Source organism: Methylomonas rhizoryzae (assembly GCF_008632455.1).
GTDB classification, from domain to species: Bacteria; Pseudomonadota; Gammaproteobacteria; order Methylococcales; family Methylomonadaceae; genus Methylomonas; species Methylomonas rhizoryzae.
Window position 1 is genome coordinate 2,894,345 of the sequence record NZ_CP043929.1, and the last position, 17,694, is coordinate 2,912,038.

22 protein-coding genes and 1 CRISPR repeat array are annotated in these 17,694 nt (G+C 51.1%); of the genes, 17 read left to right on the forward strand and 5 right to left on the reverse strand.

What is annotated here, in order from left to right; translation table 11 throughout:
- Nucleotides 1–99: 99 nt before the first annotated feature.
- The 5 genes from F1E05_RS12905 (at nt 100) to F1E05_RS12925 (ending at nt 3,275) form a co-directional block, all read left to right on the forward strand.
- Nucleotides 100–423 (forward strand): type II toxin-antitoxin system VapC family toxin, encoded by a 324-nt coding sequence (locus F1E05_RS12905; protein ID WP_150049085.1) that lies wholly within the window; start codon nt 100–102, stop codon nt 421–423.
- Between the two features lie 355 nt (nt 424–778).
- Nucleotides 779–1,030: a FitA-like ribbon-helix-helix domain-containing protein gene (locus F1E05_RS12910; RefSeq protein ID WP_150049087.1), complete on the forward strand. Its 252-nt coding sequence runs from the start codon at nt 779–781 to the stop codon at nt 1,028–1,030.
- Nucleotides 1,031–1,447, forward strand: coding sequence for a type II toxin-antitoxin system VapC family toxin (locus F1E05_RS12915; protein ID WP_150049089.1), 417 nt, complete (start codon nt 1,031–1,033; stop codon nt 1,445–1,447).
- Between the two features lie 222 nt (nt 1,448–1,669).
- Nucleotides 1,670–2,296: a hypothetical protein gene (locus F1E05_RS12920; RefSeq protein ID WP_150049091.1), complete on the forward strand. Its 627-nt coding sequence runs from the start codon at nt 1,670–1,672 to the stop codon at nt 2,294–2,296.
- On the forward strand, nt 2,280–3,275 hold the full coding sequence (locus F1E05_RS12925) for a DUF262 domain-containing protein (RefSeq protein WP_150049093.1): 996 nt from the start codon (nt 2,280–2,282) through the stop codon (nt 3,273–3,275). The genes F1E05_RS12920 and F1E05_RS12925 overlap by 17 nt, the downstream gene beginning before the upstream one ends.
- Nucleotides 3,276–3,456: 181 nt before the next feature.
- On the opposite strand, the gene F1E05_RS12930 is transcribed toward F1E05_RS12925, so the two are convergent.
- Both F1E05_RS12930 and F1E05_RS12935 read right to left on the reverse strand, forming a co-directional pair.
- Nucleotides 3,457–3,987, reverse strand: coding sequence for an REP-associated tyrosine transposase (locus tag F1E05_RS12930; protein WP_150049095.1), 531 nt, complete (start codon nt 3,985–3,987; stop codon nt 3,457–3,459).
- A gap of 47 nt (nt 3,988–4,034) precedes the next feature.
- Nucleotides 4,035–4,295, reverse strand: coding sequence for a hypothetical protein (locus tag F1E05_RS12935; RefSeq protein WP_150049097.1), 261 nt, complete (start codon nt 4,293–4,295; stop codon nt 4,035–4,037).
- A 129-nt stretch (nt 4,296–4,424) separates the two neighbouring features.
- Between F1E05_RS12935 and F1E05_RS12940 the strand changes: the two genes are divergently transcribed.
- The 6 genes from F1E05_RS12940 (at nt 4,425) to F1E05_RS12965 (ending at nt 7,054) form a co-directional block, all read left to right on the forward strand.
- Nucleotides 4,425–4,703 carry a BrnT family toxin gene (locus tag F1E05_RS12940; RefSeq protein ID WP_150049099.1) on the forward strand — a complete coding sequence of 93 codons (279 nt, stop codon included), beginning with the start codon at nt 4,425–4,427 and terminating at the stop codon, nt 4,701–4,703.
- Complete coding sequence (locus F1E05_RS12945; RefSeq protein WP_150049101.1) at nt 4,657–4,959, forward strand: BrnA antitoxin family protein; 303 nt, start codon at nt 4,657–4,659, stop codon at nt 4,957–4,959. The genes F1E05_RS12940 and F1E05_RS12945 overlap by 47 nt, the downstream gene beginning before the upstream one ends.
- A 138-nt stretch (nt 4,960–5,097) precedes the next feature.
- Entirely contained in the window at nt 5,098–5,352 is a 255-nt protein-coding gene (locus tag F1E05_RS12950; protein WP_150049103.1) for a type II toxin-antitoxin system HicA family toxin, read from the forward strand.
- Complete coding sequence (locus F1E05_RS12955) at nt 5,349–5,681, forward strand: type II toxin-antitoxin system HicB family antitoxin (protein WP_150049105.1); 333 nt, start codon at nt 5,349–5,351, stop codon at nt 5,679–5,681. Before F1E05_RS12950 ends, F1E05_RS12955 begins: the two co-directional genes overlap by 4 nt.
- 592 nt (nt 5,682–6,273) lie before the next feature.
- Nucleotides 6,274–6,552: a hypothetical protein gene (locus F1E05_RS12960; RefSeq protein WP_150049106.1), complete on the forward strand. Its 279-nt coding sequence runs from the start codon at nt 6,274–6,276 to the stop codon at nt 6,550–6,552.
- A gap of 253 nt (nt 6,553–6,805) precedes the next feature.
- Nucleotides 6,806–7,054, forward strand: coding sequence for a hypothetical protein (locus F1E05_RS12965; protein ID WP_150049108.1), 249 nt, complete (start codon nt 6,806–6,808; stop codon nt 7,052–7,054).
- Between the two features lie 184 nt (nt 7,055–7,238).
- Here the strand turns inward: F1E05_RS12965 and F1E05_RS20915 are convergent, their stop codons facing one another.
- Nucleotides 7,239–7,550, reverse strand: a complete 312-nt coding sequence (locus tag F1E05_RS20915; RefSeq protein ID WP_408631318.1) for an REP-associated tyrosine transposase — start codon at nt 7,548–7,550, stop codon at nt 7,239–7,241.
- A gap of 114 nt (nt 7,551–7,664) precedes the next feature.
- Between F1E05_RS20915 and F1E05_RS12975 the strand changes: the two genes are divergently transcribed.
- Both F1E05_RS12975 and F1E05_RS12980 read left to right on the forward strand, forming a co-directional pair.
- On the forward strand, nt 7,665–8,054 hold the full coding sequence (locus tag F1E05_RS12975; RefSeq protein ID WP_150049111.1) for a hypothetical protein: 390 nt from the start codon (nt 7,665–7,667) through the stop codon (nt 8,052–8,054).
- 311 nt (nt 8,055–8,365) lie between these two features.
- On the forward strand, nt 8,366–8,878 hold the full coding sequence (locus F1E05_RS12980) for a hypothetical protein (RefSeq protein ID WP_150049113.1): 513 nt from the start codon (nt 8,366–8,368) through the stop codon (nt 8,876–8,878).
- A gap of 335 nt (nt 8,879–9,213) precedes the next feature.
- Here F1E05_RS12980 and F1E05_RS12985 read toward each other — a convergent pair whose 3' ends face one another.
- On the reverse strand, nt 9,214–9,447 hold the full coding sequence (locus F1E05_RS12985) for a hypothetical protein (RefSeq protein ID WP_150049115.1): 234 nt from the start codon (nt 9,445–9,447) through the stop codon (nt 9,214–9,216).
- Nucleotides 9,448–9,945: 498 nt separating this feature from the next.
- Between F1E05_RS12985 and F1E05_RS12990 the strand changes: the two genes are divergently transcribed.
- From F1E05_RS12990 to F1E05_RS13000, 3 genes are all read left to right on the forward strand, one after another.
- Nucleotides 9,946–10,647: a hypothetical protein gene (locus tag F1E05_RS12990; protein WP_150049117.1), complete on the forward strand. Its 702-nt coding sequence runs from the start codon at nt 9,946–9,948 to the stop codon at nt 10,645–10,647.
- A 424-nt stretch (nt 10,648–11,071) separates the two neighbouring features.
- Nucleotides 11,072–12,826 carry an RCC1 domain-containing protein gene (locus F1E05_RS12995; RefSeq protein WP_150049119.1) on the forward strand — a complete coding sequence of 585 codons (1,755 nt, stop codon included), beginning with the start codon at nt 11,072–11,074 and terminating at the stop codon, nt 12,824–12,826.
- A gap of 411 nt (nt 12,827–13,237) precedes the next feature.
- Nucleotides 13,238–14,218 carry a tachylectin-related carbohydrate-binding protein gene (locus F1E05_RS13000; protein ID WP_150049121.1) on the forward strand — a complete coding sequence of 327 codons (981 nt, stop codon included), beginning with the start codon at nt 13,238–13,240 and terminating at the stop codon, nt 14,216–14,218.
- 145 nt (nt 14,219–14,363) lie between these two features.
- Here the strand turns inward: F1E05_RS13000 and F1E05_RS13005 are convergent, their stop codons facing one another.
- Nucleotides 14,364–14,927 (reverse strand): RebB family R body protein, encoded by a 564-nt coding sequence (locus F1E05_RS13005; RefSeq protein ID WP_190303135.1) that lies wholly within the window; start codon nt 14,925–14,927, stop codon nt 14,364–14,366.
- A gap of 145 nt (nt 14,928–15,072) precedes the next feature.
- Nucleotides 15,073–16,121: direct repeats of the CRISPR family, unit length 28 nt; unit sequence TTTCTAAGCCGCCTGTGCGGCGGCGGAC.
- Nucleotides 16,122–16,448: 327 nt separating this feature from the next.
- Here F1E05_RS13005 and F1E05_RS13010 point away from each other — a divergent pair.
- Nucleotides 16,449–17,537, forward strand: a complete 1,089-nt coding sequence (locus tag F1E05_RS13010; RefSeq protein ID WP_150046768.1) for an IS5 family transposase — start codon at nt 16,449–16,451, stop codon at nt 17,535–17,537.
- Nucleotides 17,538–17,694 lie beyond the last annotated feature (157 nt).

Sequence of the window (17,694 nt, forward strand, 5' to 3'; positions counted from 1 at the left end):
GGCATCCCTGGCAAAGGTTTGGCGTGATATGTTCAACGGCGGTTTTCAAGACAACCGTCCGGCTGATTCAAGATGATTTTTTAGCGATGCTTTCGTAACTTGCACGGACAAGAATACGATGTCATTTTCAGTCAAATCAGTTTGTTCGAGATTGCGATTAAACAAAAAATCGGCAAACTGCCCGACTTTACCGCTGAGTTAGAGGCGATTTATCGTCAATCGCTACGTGCCGGTTTTCGGTTCTTGCCCATCCAAAACGCCCGTCTGTTTGGCTATCACAAAATTCCGCTATTCGAACAACATCGTGATCCGTTTGATCGGTTGCTGTTGGCAAGTGCTTACCAGAAAAATTTGATTCTGTTGTCCGCGGACAATCATTTCGCCCTTTACAAACAGTGGGTTCAGGTGTTTTGGCCGCAGTGATAGACTATCTGCGTTCTTGGGTTATTCTGTATTTGCCTGCGCACTCAATAGGATGCCGCCGTTAGGCGCATCGTTCGCGACCGTCACGCCTCGCCGCCGGCTCGCACAACCTATGTGGGGTGCTGGCTTTATTGGGTTGAATAAGTTGCTCGAATGCTCAACCTGACTCCGGTCTTCCCTGTCGTCGCCGTTGTAGACGGTCTGGGTGACGCGGTTGCCGGCGTCGCAGGCTTGCCTGGTGAATTTGCCCCGGACATTGGCAATGACAGTTTGCTGCACGTAATTGTTGGCGTTGTTGGTGTGCCTTCAATTCCTTATAATGAATGCACAACATGCATTATAGCGAGGTGATTTCATGGCAATGCTGACAGTACGTAATCTGCCCGACGACGTGCACCGAGCATTACGGGTACGCGCCGCTCAACATGGGCGCAGCACGGAAGCCGAGGTTCGCGAGATATTGACGATGAGCGTCAAGCCTGAAGAACGTATTCGTATGGGAGAAGCGCTGATGGCATTGGGTCGTCAGATCGGTTTAACCGACGAGGATGTCGAGGTATTCGAACAGATAGAAGACAAGGCACCAGCCGACCCTGTTGAGGTTTGATTGATCGTCCTCGATACCAACGTCATTTCGGAAGCGATGAGGCCCGAACCACACCCGGCGGTGCTGGCTTGGCTGAATGAACAAGTTGCGGAAACACTGTACCTACCCGCCATCACACTGGCCGAACTACTGTTTGGCATCGCCGCGCTGCCTACGGGTAAACGCAAAGACATGCTGACAAAAATCTTGGAGGGTTTATTGCAACTATTCGGGGATCGGGTGCTGCCTTTCGATACCGACGCCGCAAGGCAATATGCCGAGCTTGCCATCACAGCCAGGACCGGCGGACAAGGATTTCCAACGCCTGACGGCTATATCGCTGCAATTGCAGCTTCACGCGGTTTCGTGGTGGCATCACGCGACACCGCGCCCTATAAAGCAGCTGGCGTGTCGGTTATCAACCCATGGGAAACATAGAGCTAACATGCGATACCGGCCGAGGCTTATTAGTGGATCAGGATTTGCCTCCGGCTCTGGTGCTGGTCAGGCGGTGTTCTAATCACATGCGTCCGAATACGCTCGCTATTTGGATCTACGCGGGCTTAATGGGGTTGATAAGTTGCTCGAATGCTAGACCTGACCCCGGTCTTTGCGTGGGCTCGCTAGATAACGCCAAGAATCATCCTGTAGAGATAATCGATGGACATAGACTCGTTCTTTAAAGATTTACATAAGAAGTCATCTGAAGAAGAAATACTAGACTTTTGTAGAAAGTTCATTCTGCATGGAACCCCTTATGTGTTCGGATCAAAAGATGAAGACTTTTATGAATTTCGTAAAAGAATTGGCGAAAAATTTAACGTTCCTTTCTACGAAATATACATCACTGGGTCAGCAAAACTTGGTTTCAGTCCTTTTAAGGATAAGATATTTGATTACGATTCAGATATTGATGTTGCACTAGTTTCTCCTCAGTTATTTGAAAGAATAATGTTTGACATTGGTTATTATCAAATGCAATTCCGAAAAAATAGAGCAGTAGTCCGTGAGAGAGAATTGAGAATGTATCATGAGTTTCTAGAGTACGTAGCTTTAGGTTGGATAAGACCAGATAAACTTCCTGTCTCATTTCAGATGAGAACGTTCAAGGATGACTGGTTTGATTTTTTCAGAAGTATATCTAATGGAAAATCAGAGGTTGGCAATTACCAAGTAAACGCCGGAGTATTTAAAAGTTATCACCACTTAGAAACATACACATTTTTAGGTATCAAAGATTTAAAAGGGCAACGGTCCATCGAGAGAGCCAATGGCACATCAAATTAAACCATCTGTAACTAATCCTACAATTGCTGATATTTACGAAAAAATTGATAACAACCGATTGATTATTTCCCCGGAATTTCAAAGAAAGTTTGTATGGACCCAAGAGCACCAAGAAGAGTTCCTAGACACCATTTTGAATGGTTATCCATTTCCTGAGATCTATGTTTGCCAAGGAGAAACCGACACTAAAAAACTTAGAACATCACAAAAAGTTATCGATGGACAGCAGCGCCTTACCACGATAAAAAACTATATAGAAAATAATTTCAAAAAAGAGCTAAAAATTGTCCGTCCGTTTGATTCGTTAGATGAGAACGAACGAGATCATTTTCTGTCCTATCAGGTTGTTGTGCGCGACATTGGAAGGGTTAATGATGACTTGGTAAGAGAAATATTTAGACGAATAAATCTTACTAAATTCAAGCTTGAAGATATTGAAATACACAATGCAATTTACGACGGTCATTTTATCCAAGTGGCAAAAGAGCTTGCGAATGAGGTATCGCTTGAAGACTTTGAGATTTTCTACGAATCAGAACTCACAAGAATGGCCGATGTGCATTTCTTTTTATTAGTAATGTCAACTATTGAACGTCAAGGCTATTTCCCTAGAGATAATGAAGTTGAAAATTGTATCGCAGAATTTAACGAAGAATACCCTAATGCTCATAAAGTGAAATCTAAGATACTAAAATCAATATCTTTTATACAGAGTTTCAATCTTCCTCTTGACTCTATATGGTTCAGAAAGTCTTGTTTTTTCACAATGGTAGTAGAGTTGTCTGAAGTGGATAGCCTACCGGACAATATTGTTGAACGATTAAACGAGTTTGACGCAACGGTACTCGCTAGAAAAAACGAAAAAAACACCGACCATGGAGTTTTTTACCACGCAATGTATTCAGGCACTAATGATAGAAAAAACAGAATTATCCGTTCCGAGAATTTTCAAAGGTACATTCTTGGGAAAGGTATTTAAATCATAGAGCGAGGTAGGGGGCACGGATTTGTGCCCACGCGGATTGAAACGGTAGGCAAATTTGCCCACCCTACGGTTGCAATTGAAGTCCATAGGATGTGCTGAACAACGTGAAGCGCATCGTTCGCGACCGATGCGCCTCCTAACGTCGGCACATCCTATTTGTGCGGCGCTTATCGAGTTATTCGACACCTTCAAGCTCAAACCGCTCGTTGCTCCCCCAATTCTTCGAATAAACGCCTTGTTCGACATATCGGTGAAAACTCCAATACGGCCAATCCACAACCCTTGTTACTAAGCCATGATTTACCGGATTCCAATGAATATAATCGAAATGCCGATTAAAGTCGTCTTGGTCTGTCATTAAATGCGCCCAAAATCGGCGTTGCCATATGCCGCGTTCCCGGCGTTTTTGCCGGCTTTTCGAAACTCTTTCGCCAGGATCGATTGTTCTGGAAAACCAGCCTTTCAACAAATTCCATCGGGTTGAATAATCGCCATCGCCCTGCGGTAATGTCCAAATGCAATGCAAATGATCGGGCAAGACGACTATCGCCTCTATTCGAAAGGGCTTTTGCCGCTTTACATATCGAAAGGCATCGCGTAATTCGCACGTCTTTTCGACTAACAACTGATTGTTTTTCCGCTCGGCAAGATTGACGGTAAAAAACCAGGTGCCTTGCGGAATATAAAATCGGCGGTAGTCGGTCATGACGGGATTTTATATCCAAACGATGGGCATTCTGACGCCGGCACATCCTATTTGGCTATGTCCGCCAAAAGAAAATTATTTATCCTGGCCAATAAAGCGTCCTGATCCTTTACCTCGCATTCCCAAACCACCAGCACCTCCCAGCCCATTTCAGTCAATCCGGCCTTCACTTTTTTATCCCGCTCGATATTGCGGTTTAATTTAGGCAGCCAGTATTCCTGGTTGGACTTGGGCAGATGACCGCCTTTACAGCCGGCGTGCTGATGCCAGAAGCAGCCATAGGATGTGCTGAACAACGTGAAGCGCATCGTTCGCGACCGATGCGCCTCCTGACGTCGGCACATCCTATATGGCGCATCTTATCGCGTTGACTGGGAGCCAAATGTAGTTACAAAAACAAATTGCTCCGCTGTGTTTCTGTAACTACAATAATATCCATGAAGATTACTTGCGACCCTGTTAAGCGAGCCAAAACTCTTGAAGATAGAGGGCTGGATTTCATGGATGCCGCGTATGTGTTTGCCGATCGGCACTTTACCATGACGGATGATCGCAAGGATTACGGGGAAATCCGTCAAATCACCGTCGGCTTTTTGCAAGGGCGAACGATAGTGGTTGGCTGGGTTCAACGCGGCGAATGCCGCCATGTTTTTACGATGAGGAAAGCCAATGAACGCGAAATCAACAAATATCGGCAGCGACTTGAGCAAGGTTGATGCGCATGACATTACCGCCGAGGAGTATGAAGAAATACCGGAACTGACCGATGAGTTTTTCGAGCATGCTGATCTGTATGAAGGCGAAAAGCTCATTCGTGCAGGCAGGCCAAAGGCAGAACGCCCAAAAGTGTTACTGACTGTGCGATACAGCCCGGAAGTCGTCGAAGCCTTCAAGGCTACTGGAAAGGGTTGGCAAACGCGCATGGATGACGCGCTGAAAGAGTGGCTACGCGAACATCCGGCGTCGGTGTAGTCCATAGGATGTGCTGAACAACGTGAAGCGCATCGTTCGCGACAGATGTGATCTGTACCCTAGCGAATCACGAACTAGCGACGAGCGAGCAGGTAGCAATGGCTTGTTTGCGCTATCATATTTTGATAGCATCATCAAATGAATTCAAAACATAGCAAAACCTTGCAGGCTATTTTCGCCAAACCGACGTCATCCACACTGGAATGGGCTAAAGTCGAAGCGCTTTTTATTGCAATCGGCTGCCAAGTGATTGAAGGGCGCGGATCGCGGGTGAGGTTTGCATACAATGGCGTGGTGGCGACCTTCCATCGTCCTCACCCGTCTAAAGAAGCGAAGCCGTACCAGGTTGAGCAAGCCCGCGACTTTTTAACCGTGATTGGAGTTAAACCATGAATACCATGACCTATCAAGGCTATACCGCCCGTATCGATTTCGACGATCGAGACAATCTGTTTGTCGGCCGTTTACTGGGCATTCGCGACGTGATTGCTTTTCACGCCGATAGCGTGGCCGAATTACGTGCGGCGTTTGAAGAGGCCGTGACCGATTATCTTGAAACCTGCGCGGCGATTGGCAAAAAGCCCGAAAAGCCCGCCAGCGGCAAACTGTTGCTCAGAGTGTCGCCGGAATTGCACGCTGCCGCTTTGGTCAAGGCTCAATCGGTCGGCAAGAGTTTGAACCAGTGGGCCACCGAGGCACTGAGCCGCGAAGTCAGCCTTTAGCCCGTAGAATGCGCTGAACCAAAGCTCGTAGGCTGGGTTGAGCAAAAGCGATACCCAGCATTGAAGCCAAGTCGCTGGGTTTCATTGCATTTAACCCAGCCCGCGTAGGTACGATTAGCTCTGCGTAATCGTACGAATGTTTCGACTCCATACCTCCGATAACGCTTTCGCTGATCGGAGCTCAGAGCTCTTGCAATCAAACGCGATAACGTGCGCTAAATAGGATGTGCTGAACAACGTGAAGCGCATCGTTCGCGACCGATGCGCCTCCTAACGTCGGCACATCCTATATGGCGCATCTTATCGCGTTGGCGATACAGTACCGCCTAGGCGGTGGTGCGCCTGAAATCCGCCAAAAGGCGGAATTTAACGCCCTTCGGGGCGAATATAACCGGCTAAAACCGGTTTTTGAGGTGTGATCGGGCTTCCAGAAGCCCAACAAAACCAAAAAATGGTTTTGAAGCCGAAGGCATATAGGCAAATTTCAACACCCTGTTACAGGGGAGATAAAATCAACAGCCTGCTAAGTGACTTGTGTATAACGAGATGGCTTTAATGGTAGCGCATGCGAATCTTGTAAAGAATCCGAAAAATGAAATATATCGATCGTTTGGCATTGATGCTAATTCCGTTATTAATGTTTTTATGGCTATTCGGTACTGGAATTTGGATTTTAACTGGACCTAATATAAAGACGTGCAATGGCACTTTATTTGATGAAACTGGAATAATTTTGGTTACCTCCATTGTAGGTTATAGAATAATGTTCAAACGAGGTGATCGTTTTTATTTCTATGTCGCTTACTTGGTGCCTAGTGTAATTGGGATCATTTTGGTTGGTGGATGCTATTTGAGCGCATTAATTCTTTAAGGCTGTAAGGCGAAACGCATCGCGGTTCCGCCGTATGGTGGCATTTGGATTGCCGATCGCCTACGACCGACGGCGGATTATTGAGATAACGGGGGTCAGAGTAAAGTAAATTTAAGGTTGCTCTGACCCCAGTTATTTATGACAAGTACGGCAAAAGAAACAACTACTTCTACTATTGATATATGGGGGATACGATTGATACCATAAATTCGCAAAACCCCACAAGTACATATAGTGAAAAAGGAGGTAATTAATGACTATTGAAGTATTGTTTTCTTTACTGGCGTTTATCTTCTTTTCTTGGCTTTTATGGGGAGTAATATTTGCCTTTAAACAGCTATTTGATGTAAATAGCAAATACTATCACAAATTTAATAATATATCACCGAAGCTAATTTTTACTTTAAAATTTGTTTTTCCAGTCATGGCTATATTGTTCGTATTTGAAATTATTCTTACTGTCATTTTTTTGCTGAAATATCTACCTGAATCCGTGACTTAACAAGGCGCACAAGAATATATCATATTGATTTATAAGATATATTCTTGGATAATACGCGCATTCCATTTTCATCCAACGCGATAACGTGCGCTAAATAGGATGCGCTGAACAACGTGAAGCGCATCGTCCGCGACCGATGCGCCTCCTAACGTCGGCACATCCTATTTGTGCGGCGCTTATCGAGTTATTCGACACCTTCAAGCTCAAACCGCTCGTTGCTCCCCCAATTCCGCGAATAAACGCCTTGTTCGACATATCGGTGAAAACTCGAATACGGCCAATCCACAACCCTTGTTACTAAGCCATGCTTTACCGGATTCCAATGAATATAATCGAAATGCCGATTAAAGTCGTCTTGGTCTGTCATTAAATGCGCCCAAAATCGGCGTTGCCATATGCCGCGTTCCCGGCGTTTTTGCCGGCTTTTCGAAACTCTTTCGCCAGGATCGATTGTTCTGGAAAACCAGCCTTTCAACAAATTCCATCGGGCCGACAAAGAAAGGATGATATACGGAAAAAATAAATCGTTGTGACTACAAGCTTATTGGAGCAACTCATCTTTTATGGTAGATAGATGAAATTCTCTAATCACTCATTAGGCCTAGAAAATATGAAGGATATCGACAAAGTAAAAACTGTCGCCAGACTCTTCTGGATTTATTTGTCATTAGTCGTCGTGGTAGGTGTAGCTGGCCACGAAATGGAGCATCTTCGCGACGCCCTCAACATCTCGGCCACGCTAATTGGCTCTTTTTTAATTTTTTTGTGGGTGCACTATGACAGTAAATCTGTCGGCAAGTTACTTAGTCCTCCGTTCAAAGTTGGGGTCGTGGGGCTGCCCATCGTATTCGTCCCAATCTACATTTTTATAACCAGAGGGGTTGCTAAAGGTTTTGTTGTTATATTGGTGTTTGCCTTAAAGGTTATTGGCTTCTATGCGCTGATAGGACTTCTTTTAACGGGCCTACAAATGGCGGACTTGTATCGGCTTCCGGCCTAACATGGCGCTCATAAGGCCGTAGGCTGTTTTCGCAATAGCAAAACACCTGTGTTGGCGGATTGCTATTGCGAATCCGTCTTGCGGTCTCGTGGAACCACCCCGCATGCTCGTTGGCGGTCCCCGGTTTGGCGAAGAAACCGCGTCGAATGGACAGGGTGGGCAGCGGGCAGTGATCTGCGAGCAGGCCATTGCGGTGCAAAGCGCGTTCCGTCAATAATACGGCGCTGACGTGCGACAGGGACGAGCGGGTTTCTGATGCACCTCGCGCCTATCTGGCTTCCAACTTATTAATTATTGAGCGGAGAGAAATGATGGCTACCGATTACCAGAAGCGTACGGAGTTAGGCAGAACGGAGAGTGTCGACAACCCAGTTACTTGCAAGAATGCTGACGTTTCCTGCTCGGAATCGGCGACCTTGTATGTGAGTGAACTACAATGCGAGGAGAACGCAGTTATCTCTGTCGACCACACTGCAAATGTCACTATCGGAAGGCTCATCTGTAAGAATGGGAAGCTGAATGTTTCATACACAAGCACCCTGAACATCCAGTATATCGAGTGCAGTGGAACGTTAGATATTCACGACACCTATTCAAGCACCATTAACATCGCTGTTCCCAATATCATAGGTGTGCTCTTGAGCCCTGTTATCCATCCTACCAGCAATGGCAGCCGCATCGGCAAGACAACCGGACTCGTGGATTATAGCAGCACCGGACAATGCGGTGCGTGGATCGAGCGAGACGAAGTCAATACTGATCATTTGTCAACTTGGCGGGCCATACCGGCGGCCGGTAGTGGACATCAGGGATGGTCGGGATAGATCATGATTTGGAAAGCCGAGGCCGCGACCGCCGACGAGCTGATCGAATAACGGCTCGGTCGGATTTCGGGTCTTGGCTGTGGTATGGCTCTCCGAACTCTCACAAAATTTGCGAGGATGTAAGGGTCGGGGCCGGGGCGCATGAACGCCAGACTGCTTCGAGCGCTGGTATCGCCCTGATTTGCCGCCTTCCGATACCAATTTACGGCGACTGCCTAGGGCCATAGGATGCGCTGAACAACGTGAGGCGCAACAGTCGCAAATGATGCGCCTACTTGCGTCGGCACCATCTTATCTTCGCATTCGAATAGCAAAACCTATTCGACTTATACAACTTACCGGCCCAATTTTTTCGACTTACTCAAGCGTGCAACGCCGCGTATTCCTTGGCCGAAAGAATATGTTGCGGCAAAGTTGACGCCGGTGGGGCGCACGGCTTCCCAGCCCAGGCAGGCCAGCCAGATCGCGCAGGGAATCGGTTTTTCGCCGTCGCGGAAATAAATCAGCATCCGGCGCGAAATCCCCAAAGCCTCGGCGGCTTGCTGCAGCGTGAGTCCGGTGTCGTGCAACCAATGCCGCCGGACTGCTCGACCGCCAGATTACGCAGGTTATCAGCGACCGGATCGAGTTGGTGTTCGATCCAATCCACCGCTCTTCCCGCAAATCCGATTTTAGCTTACACAAACAAGGCCCGATTCTTTAATGGAGGCAGCACTGCGGTTGACGAATGCGCCCAAGCCAGTTCCGCTCAAAACCTTGGCCGGCCACGGCAACGCCGGTTCCGTCATTGGAGTGCCGTTACCAACTCCACTGTTACTCTGAAAGTCATGGTGGGAGCGACGCCCTCCTCGCGACGGGGGCGTCGCTCCCACAGAAAAACTTTTATTTGCTGGGGTGATGCCGCTTTTTCATGAACGTTAGCTTCGAACCGGGGAAGCGGAACAGTGATAAAAACACTCCCCGGCGAACAACATTGAACCTTTGGCAGCATTCGGCACATTCACCCACTGGGTTAGCGCCAGTAACCGGGCGCTATTTATCGTTACTCAGCAAACAAGGAATGAATCATGAAATTAATCGCCGCTATTGCCTTAACCTTTTCCGGCTCGGTTCTTGCCGCCGAAATCATCACCGCTCCCGAGGCACCGGCCTACAGCATAGTCACCATCACTTCCGCAAAACTGAAAACCTCGTTGGCCCAGGCCTTGGTCGCCTGGCCGGGCAAGGAGTGCACCTCGTTTGCGGATCTGAACGGCCCCATCAACTGCCCCGGCATCGCCATCGCCGGCATCAATACCCTGGACTTTGCGCCAGTCGGCTTTCCGGAGGTGACGACAACGACGGTCGATAGCAAAGGCCGGGTGAAGACCACAACCCCCAGAGTCGACGGCCTCAAACAGAAGTATTTTCTGAATGCATTGGTAAACCGTAACGCGCCGTTGTCCTTGTTCTGTCCGCCGGATCTGGGTCTACCGTTCCCGCAACCGCAAGGGCGGCCGATCGAAGTGCTGGCCAACGCGCCGCTGACGGAATTCAGCATGGAAATCTATAACAACGGCGCGCTGACCGAAATTGAAATTGAAATCGACGGCGCGCCTATCGGCAACTACATTCCGGTGGAGGGCGTTCAAAGCGTCGGCGTCAGCGAACCTGCCGGCATGCGCCACATCAAATTCATTCCCCGCGACATTCAGCGCGGCCAGCCCTACAATTGCACCAGCAACTACGAGTACGGCTGGATAACCGGCAATCGATTTTTTTATCAATGAGGTATTCGCTATGCCGAGTTACGCTCGGCATACCGCTAAAAATCGGAACGCTGCATCGACCGACATGTGGCTCGGCTGATATCCGGTGGATTAGGTCAAAGCGCCGACCTCGTATGGCTGTCGCTGGATGGGCTTGAATGTTAAGGCTCGCCACCGAGCAACACGGTTATTTGCTTGCCGGGCACGGTCAGCAATGAACCGCTCAAAAACAACCATCTCGCGCCGGGAACGGCTACCGCAGCAAGATTGCTCAAGACATGCCGGACGGTTGCCGAGCCGGCCTGAAGCGGAGGCTTTGCCGGTTGGATGGCGGCGAGTAGACTGAGACGTTTCGTCTTCTTATTTAAAGTCAAAACCGCTGGACGGAGGTCAGTATGGACTTGAACAGTTTCAACAAACCGAGAACGGTTCGGCCGGGTCGCGAATGAACTTGGAACGACATCGGAACAACCACGTGGCGCAAGCCGTGCTGCAAGACCTAATCCGCATCGATCGCGGCATTCTGAATTGCGCGCTAATCATCGTGGCGGCACTGATGACTTGTCCCGCGCTGGCGGCAAAAAATCAAAAACCCATAGCGAATGCCGGTATCGGCCAAACCGTAACCTTATCTACTCTCGTAAGCTTGGACGGCAGTCTTAGTTACGACCCCGAGGGTTCCTCGCTCACGTATCGCTGGACGCAAACCAAAGGACCGAGAGTCAGGCTAAAAAGCGCGTCAACCCCAACCCCGACATTCTTGAGTCCTGTCACGTTAAAGAAACGTAAGCCCGTCGTGCTGAGATTCAAATTAACGGTGACCGATAAGCGTAGCGCATCGGCCAGTGCCGTTGTATCGGTGACCTTGGCCAATTGCCTACCGCCAAAAACCTTGCAAAACGGCAATTGTGTCGCGCGTTATGCCGCTCAAAGCGTGCATGCAGGGCAACACAATTGCGCGCTGCTCAGCGACGGCTCGGTCAAGTGTTGGGGCTTCAACGAACGAGGCCAGCTCGGATTGGGCGACACCAAAAATCGTGGCAGCAAACCCGAAGACATGGGCGATAACTTGCCGCGCGTCGACATGGGCGACAATCTTCCGGATTTTGTGCCGATTGGGATGCGCACGGCCAAGGCATTGGCGGTCAACGTTTACCATACCTGCGCCATTCTGGACGACAACACAACCAAATGCTGGGGGCGCAACGACGCCGGCTTGCTGGGCATAGGCGATCAACAGGATCGCGGCGACAATCCCAATGAAATGGGCGGACTCTTGCCGCACGTGGATTTTGGCGAAGGTCATTTCGCGACGTCGTTGGCGCTTGGACTATTTCATTCCTGTGCGGTATTGGAAAATCGAAAAGTCAAATGCTGGGGTTTGAATTATGACGGCCGCCTGGGCATTGAAGAAATCGTGGCGCGAGGCGACGAAGCGAACGAAATGGGCGACCATCTTCCTTACGTCGATTTGGGGAATGGCAGAACAGTCCAAGCACTTGCTGCCGGAAACTCCCACACCTGCGCGCTGCTTGACGATAACACCATCAAATGCTGGGGTGCCAACGTGGCGGGTTGTTTGGGAACCGGCGATACGGCCAACCGCGGTTCGCATGCCGAGGAAATGGGCGATAACTTGCCACCGGTCAATTTGGGCAGCGGACGCACCGCAAAAGCCATCGCTGCCGGCGGTTATAGCGCCTGTGCGATCTTGGACAACGGACGAGTCAAGTGCTGGGGATATAACGACATAGGCCAATTGGGACTCGGCGACACCCGCAACCGCGGCACGAATGCGGGCGAGATGGGCGACAAACTGCCTTACGTCAATTTGGGCAAGGGACGGACCGCAAAGCAAATCAGTGTAGGAGGCTACGAAACTTGCGTCATTCTGGATAACGATCAACTGAAATGCTGGGGATCAGGTAGTCTTACAGGTCTGGGTGATTCGATGAATCGCGGCGGCTCTCCGGACACCATGGGAAATCAACTGCCCGTTGTTAATTTGGGCACGGGGCGCACGGCCAAGGCCATCTCAACAGGCATAGGTCATAGCTGTGCCCTCCTCGACGACGCCACCATCAAGTGTTTCGGCTCCTGGGCTGCCTACGGAGCACTCGGCCTTGGCGACACCGAGACTCGGGGGGATCAGCCTAACGAAATGGGAGACTATTTGCCCATCGTCGACCTAGGCCACTGACAGGCCCGCCATCGCGACCGGGCTACGAGGCGTTGCGGTATAGGTTGCACCAAACCAGGCGTTGAGATTGTTAGCTTGCGTTTAAACCGGGCGATTTTTCCGCACAGAATGCGCTAAATTCGTCAATGCGCCGTTTAGCAACCTGCGCGGCGACTGGTCATAGCGTGGTCCAAGGATGCACGGCTATCGCCGAATATCCGGATTGCCGCAAGCCGCCTTGTTTTGGACGTACCATCGATTTCATGCCGACGATTGGATTTAGTCGCACCGATCCGCGCTACTCGGACTACAGTTATAGCGGCGTAGACGCCATGGCTTTGTGTCCGCCTCCTACGTCTGATCCCATAAGCCGCGATACGCGAGGGGTGTTTCGCCGCTTGTGGTCCTTTCGATGTATGCAAAGGAGCTCTTATGTCAAAGCGTACACCTTGGCATGGTTTTGTCGCGGTTTTATTGGTGATGACCTTTACCTGTTTTTCTTCGGTCGCGGACGATGATGATTACGAGGTGGGAACTTCGGCGGTTCCGCTACCCGCCGGACGCCCGCAGAATAATCCGCCCCCGCCTCCTCCACCGCCCAAGCCCAAACCCAAGCCGCCGACACCCAAGCCGCAGGTCTCGGATCGGCTGATTCTGATTCCGCATGCCGTTCAAGCGGAAAAAACGGCGGGCGATTTGTTGTATTACCAGTACCTGGGGATCGGCGACGGTTCTGCGTCCTGGGGCAAGACCGGCATCAAAGTCGGCAACGGCTGGAACTTCAAGCAGGTGTTTTCCGGCGGTAACGGGGTGCTTTTTGCGGTTAACGATGCCGGGGAATTGTTTTACTACCAGTATCTCGGCATGCGGGACGGATCGTCGTCCTGGGGCGCTGCCAGCGCTAACAAAATCGGCGACGGCTGGAACTTTAAACAGGTGTTTTCCGGCGGTGACGGGGTTCTGTTTGCGATCAACCATGCCGGGGAACTGTTTTACTACCAGTATCTCGGCATGCGGGACGGGTCGTCGTCCTGGGGCGTCGCCAGCGGTAACAAAATCGGCGACGGCTGGAATTTCAAGCAGGTGTTTGCCGCTGATGCCGGGGTGATTTTCGCGATCAACCAGTCCGGGGAGTTATTTTATTACCAGTATCTCGGCATGGCCGATGGGTCGTCGTCCTGGGGAGTCGCCGGCAATAAGATTGGCGAGGGCTGGAATTTCCGCGAGGTGTTTTACGGCGGCAACGGGGCGATTTTTGCGGTCACCGACGCCGGGGATTTGCTTTACTATAAATATCTCGGCTTGCGCGACGGGTCGTCGTCCTGGGATGCGACAGGCAACCCGATCGGCAACGGCTGGAACTTTAAGCAGGTGTTTTCCGGCGGGCACGGGGTGATTTTTGCCCGGCCGTAACAAGCGGGTTGTCCACATCGTTGTGCCTGGACACTATCTTCGGCACTTTCAATCGGAGGAGAAACGCGGTTCAGTGAGCGTTTGCCTTGAATCCTGGTGCGATTAGCTTAAGTAATCGCACATTTGGAGATTCGCATGCCTTCGATTACGCTCCTTGCCGGTTCTCATCCCCTTCTGCGGCTTTTAATTCGCTGATGAATTGGATCAAACGGTTGTTGGACAGCAACGTTTCCATCGTGCGCGCCTGGGCAGGACCTAGCGTGCTGTCAATGTCAATGCCGGCAGCCAACACCACCAACACGTAGCCTAACATTTGTTGAGTGTTGACTTCGTTCAGCATGGCTAAAGCTGCCGAGAACGCCGTCATCAGCCGAGTCGCGGATTCGGCCGAATCGCCTGCGGCAAGCGAATTGTCCAGCGCCCCCAGACCCGCATTTGCGATGGTCTGCAACTGCGCCGCCAATTCGTCGGTGCTGGTGGCTGCCGCGGTGTCGCACACCTCGGCTGGCGACGATGTTACCGGGCGACTCAGTCGCATTTGTATCGCTTGGGTAAACGCCGCCTGCCCTACCAGATAAAGTTGGCTTTGGGCGGTAACGGCATTCTCGATCGCCAAGCCAAGGCCCTGCAGCACTTTGCCTTCTAACGCGTGTTGAAAATCGCCGGCGACGCCGGCATCGCGGTCTTGATGGAAAGTCGTTATGGTCATAAAAGCGGTCTCCGTAAGATGATGGTTGTCGACGATAGAGCATAGGTTATCTTTTGAGATTGCCCTAAACGACTCGCACATTCGTTACAAAGCCAGCGGCGCGGATTTTGCCGGAAACATTTCAAACCACGTTTGCTCGGGTAATTTTCTAAGCCGCCTGTGCGGCGGCGGACGGAGGAGGCCGGTATCGTCAGCGGCTACGTGATTTTCTAAGCCGCCTATGCGGCGGCGGACCCAGATAAGCCGTAAACATTTTTTCAACCATATTTCTAAGCCGCTTGTGCGGCGGCGGACCACGCGAATCAAGCAACACGTATCCGAGTTTATTTCTAAGCCGCCTGTGCGGCGGCGGACCCGTATGATGTGCTGAAGCAAGAGCGTGAAAATTTCTAAGCCGCCTGTGCGGCGGCGGACTTCACCGATACCTCGGTCATTCTGTCGTTTTTTTTCTAAGCCGCCTGTGCGGCGGCGGACTTCGCGACAAGCGGAACAATTTGGCTTGCCATTTTCTAAGCCGCCTGTGCGGCGGCGGACCGCGCATCCGCCAATTCCTGCAACTTGCCTTGTTTCTAAGCCGCCTGTGCGGCGGCGGACGTTGTCGTTGACCAGGCCAGCGGTTTTAGAGATTTCTAAGCCGCCTGTGCGGCGGCGGACGTTGTCGTTGACCAGGCCAGCGGTTTTAGAGATTTCTAAGCCGCCTGTGCGGCGGCGGACGCGGCGACGGCAGCGCTCGGGTAATCGTAACCTTTCTAAGCCGCCTGTGCGGCGGCGGACTTTTGGCGCCGGTGACGGCACAATCGAATGTTTTTCTAAGCCGCCTGTGCGGCGGCGGACCTTTCAGCGCCTTGTCCGCCAGCGCCGCCAAATTTCTAAGCCGCCTGTGCGGCGGCGGACGGTGATGTCGAACTCGGCAGAAAACGAATAGCTTTCTAAGCCGCCTGTGCGGCGGCGGACTTCGTCGCCGATTTTGATCGGTTGTTTTAGTTTTTCTAAGCCGCCTGTGCGGCGGCGGACCCGAACAAGCGGAAACCGCGGCCGCAGCCCAATTTCTAAGCCGCCTGTGCGGCGGCGGACGTGACCGCGATGTAGTTGACCAGCCACAGCACTTTCTAAGCCGCCTGTGCGGCGGCGGACTTCGCCGACATCCACAGCATAAAATTCGTTCATTTCTAAGCCGCCTGTGCGGCGGCGGACTGATTATAAATAAACGGGAAGCCGGTTGCGACAAAGGCTGCAGGTTGTTTTGGGTATTTTTACCATCCGTAAACCACTTACCCATAACTAGTGGATTTTATTCGCACCGTTAAAGCGAAAATTTTTTTGGGTGCAAAATTCAGGCTCGGCGGCGAGGCTACGCCACCCGCTAGGTACGGTTGCGCTAAAAACGATAACCCTAACAGGCTGTTGATTTTATCTCCCCTGTAACCCGCATTGGCTGGTTGAGTCAGATGTGTTGGCAAATCATAAAGTATTGTTCTAAATGATAAAATAGTTCTATCTCCAATATATTGCACTGTCCCCATGCGCGGCGCCGACATTACTCAAGAAGACCTGTTCAGTTACCGAACCCTGGAAAGCCGGATTCCCAAAAAGCATCCGCTACGCAAGCTGCGTCAAGTGGTCGACTTGTTGCTCGCCACGCTAAACGACGAGTTCGACGCGCTCTACGCTCGTCGCGGTCGAGATTCCATTCCGCCGGAACGCTTGTTGCGCGCCAGTTTGTTGCAAGTGCTATTTTCCATCCGTTCGGAACGGCAACTGGTGGAGCATATCGACTTCAACCTCTTGTACCGCTGGTTTGTCGGCTTGACGATAGATGACGAGGTGTGGGATCACTCGACCTTCAGCGCCAACCGCGACCGTTTGCTCAACGAACGGATCAGTCGTTTGTTTTTCGAACGGGTACTGGCCTTGGCGGAGTGGAAACAGCTGATCTCTGACGAGCATTTCTCGGTGGACGGCACGCTGATTCAAGCTTGGGCCTCGCACAAGAGTTTCGTCAAGAAAGACGGCTCGACCCCGCCGCCGGAAGACGGCGGCCGCAATCCCACGGTCAACTTCAAAGGCGAGAAACGCAGTAACGAAACCCACGCATCACGCACCGATCCCGATGCCCGGTTGTACAAAAAGAGCGAGGGCGACAAGTCTCAGCTGGCTTTCCTCGGTCATGCCTTGATGGAGAACCGTAATGGCTTGGTCGTCGACGTCGAAGTCACCCAGGCCACCGGCACCGCAGAACGCGAGGCGGCCCATGCCATGGTCAAACGCACGATCCACAAACCGGGCGCGACCTTGGCCGCCGACAAAAATTACGATACGCAGGATTTTGTCGCCAAGTTACGCCAGCGCAAAGTCACGCCGCATGTCGCCAGCAAAGACAAAGGCTCCGCCATTGACGGTCGCACAACCCGGCACGACGGTTACCGTAAAAGTCTCAAAATCCGTAAGCGGATCGAAGAAGTCTTCGGTTGGGCCAAGACGGTCGGCCCGCTACGCCAAACCAAGTTCCGGGGGTTAAAGAAGGTCGCCGCGCAAACGATTTTTACCTTTGCCGCCTATAACCTGACGCGCATGGGTACCATTTTCGGCTGGCGATACAGTACCGCCTAGGCGGTGGTGCGCCTGAAATCCGCCAAAAGGCGGAATTTAACGCCCTTCGGGGCGAATATAACCGGCTAAAACCGGTTTTTGAGGCCTGATCGGGCTTCCAGAAGCCCAACAAAACCAAAAAATGGTTTTGAAGCCGAAGGCATATAGGCAAATTTCA